Origin of the sequence: Protofrankia sp. Cj3 (assembly GCF_917627355.1) — a bacterium.
Classification (GTDB): domain Bacteria; phylum Actinomycetota; class Actinomycetes; order Frankiales; family Frankiaceae; genus Protofrankia.
In genome coordinates this window covers 8626-14579 of record NZ_CAKJTR010000028.1, presented here as the reverse complement: position 1 = coordinate 14579, position 5954 = coordinate 8626, and the positions used below count along the sequence as shown (strand labels likewise).

Annotated in this window: 5 protein-coding genes; 2 read left to right on the top strand and 3 right to left on the bottom strand. The window is 66.2% G+C overall.

Annotated elements, in window-relative coordinates; all coding sequences use genetic code 11:
- A partial coding sequence (locus MJ783_RS06050; RefSeq protein ID WP_239308985.1) for an SAM-dependent methyltransferase occupies nucleotides 1-547 on the bottom strand: 547 nt, incomplete at its 3' end.
- 1124 nt (nucleotides 548-1671) lie between these two features.
- On the bottom strand, nucleotides 1672-2085 hold the full coding sequence (locus MJ783_RS06045) for a heme-binding protein (protein ID WP_239308983.1): 414 nt from the start codon (nucleotides 2083-2085) through the stop codon (nucleotides 1672-1674).
- A gap of 151 nt (nucleotides 2086-2236) precedes the next feature.
- Here MJ783_RS06045 and MJ783_RS06040 point away from each other — a divergent pair, with 151 nt between their 5' ends.
- Nucleotides 2237-3136, top strand: coding sequence for a helix-turn-helix transcriptional regulator (locus tag MJ783_RS06040; RefSeq protein ID WP_239308981.1), 900 nt, complete (start codon nucleotides 2237-2239; stop codon nucleotides 3134-3136).
- 425 nt (nucleotides 3137-3561) lie between these two features.
- Here the strand turns inward: MJ783_RS06040 and MJ783_RS06035 are convergent, their stop codons facing one another.
- Nucleotides 3562-4506 (bottom strand): sulfotransferase, encoded by a 945-nt coding sequence (locus MJ783_RS06035; RefSeq protein ID WP_239308979.1) that lies wholly within the window; start codon nucleotides 4504-4506, stop codon nucleotides 3562-3564.
- A 170-nt stretch (nucleotides 4507-4676) separates the two neighbouring features.
- Between MJ783_RS06035 and MJ783_RS06030 the strand changes: the two genes are divergently transcribed.
- Nucleotides 4677-5666 (top strand): hypothetical protein, encoded by a 990-nt coding sequence (locus MJ783_RS06030; RefSeq protein ID WP_370651456.1) that lies wholly within the window; start codon nucleotides 4677-4679, stop codon nucleotides 5664-5666.
- Nucleotides 5667-5954 lie beyond the last annotated feature (288 nt).

Sequence of the window (5954 nt, the reverse complement as noted above, 5' to 3'; positions counted from 1 at the left end):
CGGTAGCCCGCCGGAAGGCATCGACAATACCGGCGGGGTCGTCGCTGTCCCCGATGTAATGCAGGATGGCCACCATCAGGACGGCAACCGGCTGAGAAAGATCAAAAAATTCGGTGACAGCGCGGGAGGTCAGAATCGACTCCGGCCGGCGCACGTCGGCCTGCACGACGGTGGCCCGCGGATCATCGGCAAGCAGCATGCTCGAGTGGATGACCGCGATCGGGTCGATGTCAACATAGACCACTCTGCAGTCCCGGTTCACCCGTTGGACGATCTCATGGACGTTGCCAACCGTCGGCACACCCGACCCAAGATCCAAAAACTGCGTGATGCCCGCCTCCCCGGCAAGGAAACGTACCGCCCGGTGCAGGAAGAGCCGGTTGGACCTGGCGACCAGGTCAATATCCGGAAACACCTCCCGCGCCCGGCGGAGCGCCTCCCGGTCGACCGCGAAGTTGTGCGATCCACCGAGAGCGTAGTCGTAGGCCCTGGCTATGCTCGGTCGGCTGACATCGACATCCGCGGCCCAACCCGGCGGCTCCTCCATCGTCACGCTCCCCCTCTCACGGTTGACCAGCAACGTACTGTGAAGAAATAGTCCACGATAGCCACTCTGGTCACATCACCAGCCACGGCCGTCACGGCCGCCAGCGTCCCGGACCCGAGCTCCTGGCGTGCTGGCGTTTGCTGGCAGCCCTGATCCAGGCAGCGGTTCTGGTCCTCGCGAGGGGCTTGACCTTCTCACTCCAAAATATGATCATGATATTCGGGTGGGCAGGCCAACGCATCGACCGGGCGGAGGACCCGGCGGTCGAAACAGCGTCGCCGCAGCTCAGCAAAGCAGCGTCCAGCCTGGTGAACCCGGATGCCAGTCGATCTCGGTACGGCACCCGGCGGGGTCCTCGGCAGGTGCCGGGTGTCGACGGAGAAGGCCGCCGTGCTGGTCGGCGGGCCAGATACCGGCTGGCCATGTCACAGCCAGTAACGGATTCGCCGCGTCCCTGAGCGCCACCGGCAGCCACGACAGGATCGTGCCGTTGAGCCCAGTCATGATCAAATCATGAAGCGCGTCGACGTCACAGCCATCCGGCCCACTGGAGCTCGCGGCAGCCTCAGCGCAATCATGGCGCACCAACAACACCTATGATCGATGTTAATAATCATGAAGTCATAGCTGCCGGACAGTCGTGCTCCCATCAAGCACCTGGTCCGGCCCAGCGGGTTCCGTCGCCTCGCGATGCACGCACCCCAACCCCGCTTCTTGATCCACTTCCCTGTTACTGGGCGCTCCAGGCAGGTGAGATGACGTACTGTTCGCACTCGCTGACGCCCTGTCGGGCGCTCCTGGTCCGGTCATCACGCTGGTCGAGTTATCACAGCACCCCGAACAGCACCCCCGAATAGCACCACGGGCATTGCCGGGCGGATTGGCCCCGGCCGCTCACCGGCCTGTCCAGCGGACGGCGCGACCGCATCCGCCCGTACCAGTCACTGTGTGCAGCCGCTGCACCCCGGCGGGCCCATCCCAACTGGCCACCCAACCCGCCCCGGCACGGCATTCATCCGCATCGCAACCGTTGGGCCTGGTTTCAGCGGGCGGAATACCCGAACAGACACCACCACACAAGCAGGGAGGAACAAGCAAGCTGAACAACAAGCTGGGAAAACTGATCAACTAATGAGCGACGAGCCTTTCATGACCACCTCGGCGACAGCATAGTCCTGCTCCAGGTTGCCACCGGAGACACCAACGGCGCCGATGACCATACCGGCCCCATCAAGGATCGGTAGCCCGCCGCCAAAAGTGATCAAGTCGGCCGTGCCGCGCTCGATGCCGTGGACAGTGCCATCCGGCTGGCAGCTCTCGCCGACAGCGTCGGGGGCCGTTCGAAAGTAAGCCGCTGTCCTGGCTTTCTTCAGTGCGATGTTGATCGGGTCAAGCCACGCATCGTCCATGCGCACGAACTGAACGAGGTGACCACCAGCGTCCACGATCGCGATGTTCATACCCGCACCGAGCTCACGCGACTTGGCGATTCCCGCCTCGACACGGGCCGCGGCCTCGGCCTGCGTGATCGACCTCATGGACGATCCTCCCTGCTTCCTCGACGCACAGTAAATAGATCTTCACTATGACTCGAACTCCGGGGGCCCTCCAGGGTGAGTTATTCCCGGGCCGCGACTTCCTAGGACTCCGAGCACCAGGAACCTCAGACCGTGTCGCATAATCGCGCTTATGACGGTGCAAGCACGGGGGCATTTGACACTCAGCCAGTTCCTGAAGGCCAAGCGTGCGGCGATCTCGCCGAAGGACGTGGGCCTGGCCAGCGCCATGCGCTTTCGACGAGTACCCGGGCTACGCCGGGAGGAGGTCGCTCAGCTCGCCGGAGTGAGCGTCGACTACTACACACGCCTGGAACAGGGGCGTATGATCCATGCGTCCGACAGCGTACTGTCCAACATCGCCCGTGCGTTGATGTTGAGCCCGACGGAACGGGAATATCTGTACTCGATTGCGAGAACGCCGTCGGCCCACAAGCCCGCGTCACGCGAGAAAGCGGTTTCTCCTGAGACGCAGCTCCTGCTGGACAGCATAAATCATATTCCCGCGTTCATTCTTGGCCGGCGTACGGACGTGCTCGCCTGGAACGCCCTCGGAACAGCTTTGTTCACTGACTTCTCCACAATCAAGCCCGAACACCGCAATCTGGCACGCATGATGTTCCTGGAACCGCGCATGCGACAGCTCTACACAAACTGGGAGGATATGGCGAGCGGCTTTGTCGCGCGTCTCCGCATGGATGTCACACTCTATCCGGACGATCCTCGGCTCGACGCCCTAGTGGAGGAACTGACCAGGCTCGACGCGGATTTTCGGCGCTGGTGGAACCAACACGACGTGCGGACCACGACGTCTGGCCACAAACGGATGAATCATCCGATCGTCGGAGAACTGATCGTGGACTGGCAGGTCCTGCAGGTTCTTTCCGCGCCCGAGCAGATAATCGTCACCTACACCGCCCCGCCGGGTTCCATCACCTGGAAAAGGTTCGAGACGCTGGCCAAGTGGTGGGCGACACAGACGGCGGCCGACCATCAAGACGAAAGTGCGCAAGCAGCGAAAATTGTTTCATAATGCGATCTGAATTTTGTCCCCAGCGTCCACGAGATGCGGCCGTAAAATCCTTGTGCATGCGGTCTGCCGATAAACCGGACGTGCTGAGCCCGCGGACTGCCACCACCATCCTCAGCACGCTCCAGACCCAGCGTACGCACTCACCATGAACCCAATAAGAACGACCGGCAATAGGGGTGTGGACCAAGGAATGAAACTGGGGTGTATGCATCACGATGGACACGGAGAGTCATCAGCGGTGGTGCGTGGCGACCGACGAGCCGGGGTACCCGCGCATCGCGCGGCGATGGCTGGCGATAGATGGGGAGAGCGATAACGCGAGGTGCGTGCCCCAGCCCCAGCCCCAGCCCCGCGACGCCGCGTCCCCTGCCCTGTTGCCGGGCGCTCTTGACCAGATCCGCGCCGTGGGCCTGGGGACAAGGTGGTCAGGCGCCGTCATCGACGATGTCGGGCTCCAGGCCCGTGATGAGCCAGTCCGCGTACGAAAGGCCTGTGACCTGCTCCAGGAGCGCGATGTCCGCGATGAAGTACGGCAGCACCGCCGCCCGCTGTTCGGGGGTGAGCGGCGGCCGGCCGCCCTTCTTCCGCTGCAGAGCGGCCAGGAACGGGATATGGGCCGCCCGGCGTACCGGGGCCGGGAAGTGGTGGCCGATCTGGCCGCCCGTCCGCAGGATCGCGCGCAGGGCAGCGTTGACCGTCGTGTCAGCGACGAACGGCGTGACGTTCTCGGACGGTACCGCGCCAAGAGCCCCCGTGGTCACGCCGAGGAAGTCGCACACCGTGTCGAGTGTCGCGGTCGGGGCATCGCGCAGCTCACGGTAACGCAGCACCAGGACCTGTTCCCGGGAGAAAAGGCCGAACAGGTGCGCCAGCTGGGCGCCGTACCGCCCAAGGGAGACATAGTGCCAGAACTGCGCCCAGCCGGCCTCCCGGCGCTGAGCCTCCAGGGCGCAGGCCGTCACGAAGTCGCGTTCGGGCTCAAGGCCCGCGGCCCACAGATGGGTCCAGTTCGAATGTGCGCGATCGACCGGGTTACGCAGCAGGACGATCAGCTTCGCCTTCGGCAGCAGACGTTTGATCCGGTTCTGCGCGTCGAGGTCGTACAGGTAGAACGGGGTCGACTCACCGCACAGCACGCCGGGCGGCGCCGGGTCGAACAGCGCCTCGTAGTCGGTCCGCCGCCAGACGTGCTCCTGATAGGTCTGTGCGTCGCCGGGCCCGCCACGAGCCGGCGGCGGGCCCTCGGAGAGGAAGAACTTGGGTTCCTTCACCGACGGCAGGAACAGCGCGGGATGGCGGCTGAGGGCGGCGTGCAGAGCCGTCGTCCCGGCCTTCGGCACTCCGATCACGAGAAAGTTGGGCAAGGCCACGGGCGAAACACTCCAGACACGACGATGGTGCAGCGCGACGACGGTGCAGCCGGGCGGATCCGCCCGTTCTCGCAGGATACGAGAACAGCACCTTTACCACCGGACATATGGCAAATGGCCCCACCTGGGGCGAGGTTGTTCACCGGGGCGCTAAAGTTTTCCAGGTGTCGATCACAGCGTCCTCCCTCAGCCCCACCCCGGCCATCCCGCTCCCCCGCCTCGAAGCCGCGGTGACGGTGGCGGTCCCGGAGGCCGACGGCCCGGGCAACTGGGCCGGTGCGCCGAGCGCGCTGCTGGTCGACGGCACCTACTACCTCGCCTACCGCCTGCGCCGTCCGGTCGGCGACGGCCGCGGCTACGCCGTAGTGATCGCCAGTTCCGTCGACGGGGAACGGTTCACCGAGATCGCGCGGATCGGCCGTAAGCCGTTCGGTGCCGAGTCCCTGGAACGGCCCGCGCTGGTCCGCACCCCCGACCGACGCTGGCGCCTCTACGTGAGCTGCGCGACGCCGGGCAGCCCGCACTGGTGGGTCGACCTGCTCGAGGCGGACTTTCCCGACAGGTTCGAGCCCAGCGCGCGGCGCACCGCGCTGCCGGGCGACGCCTCGATGGCCGTCAAGGACCCCGTTGTGCGCTGGCAGGCCGGGCGCTGGCACCTGTGGGCGTCCTGCCACCCGCTCGACGACCCGGCGGCCACGGACCGGATGGACAGCCGTCATGCCACCAGCGACGACGGCGTCACCTGGACGTGGCGCGGCGTCGCGCTCGCGCCACGTCCAGGACACTGGGACGCCCGCGGCGTCCGCATCACCGACGTGCTCACCATCGGGCCGGCCACGGTCGCCTTCTACGACGGACGCGCGAGCGCCGCGGAGAACTGGTACGAGCGCACCGGGCTTGCCACCGCCGTCGTCTCCCGGGACGGGGCCCCCACGCGGTTCGACGCTGTCGGCGCGGCCCCCCACGCCGTCTCACCGGACGGAGACGGGGCACTGCGCTACGTGAGCGTCGTGGAGCTACCGGATGGTGCCTACCGGGTCTACTACGAGGCCAGCCGTATCGACGGCGCCCACGAGCTGCGCACCGAGCTGCTCGCACCCGGCTCCGCCCCTCCCCGCGTCCCGCCGCCGGCACCCGCTGGCGACCGCTCGACGACGTGAACCGCCGCTTGCCGGGCACCCAGCGCCGTCCGCGGCCGGCAGACTTCGAGATCGACATGCACCGAGCGGGATGGGGCTTGCGCAGGTGACCACGGTCCCGCTCGGATGTGCCGTGGGGCTGGTGGTCGCGGCGCGCACCGCTCCATGCCTCGGTAGGCAATGCCCCGGTAAGCGCAGGCCCGCCCGCGTCACGCCGGGTTTTCCAGTGACGGGCTGAGCCGTGCTCCCAAGCGTCCGAGGTTAAGAGCGCCCGGCAATAGGGGAGCGGCGTCACGGGGCCAGGGCACG

What these genes read in the sequence shown, in the direction of transcription:
- MJ783_RS06040 (WP_239308981.1), top strand. Translation starts at nt 2,237, where the DNA reads ATGACGGTGCAAGCACGGGGGCATTTGACACTCAGCCAGTTCCTGAAG.
- MJ783_RS06045 (WP_239308983.1), bottom strand. Translation starts at nt 2,085, where the DNA reads ATGAGGTCGATCACGCAGGCCGAGGCCGCGGCCCGTGTCGAGGCGGGA.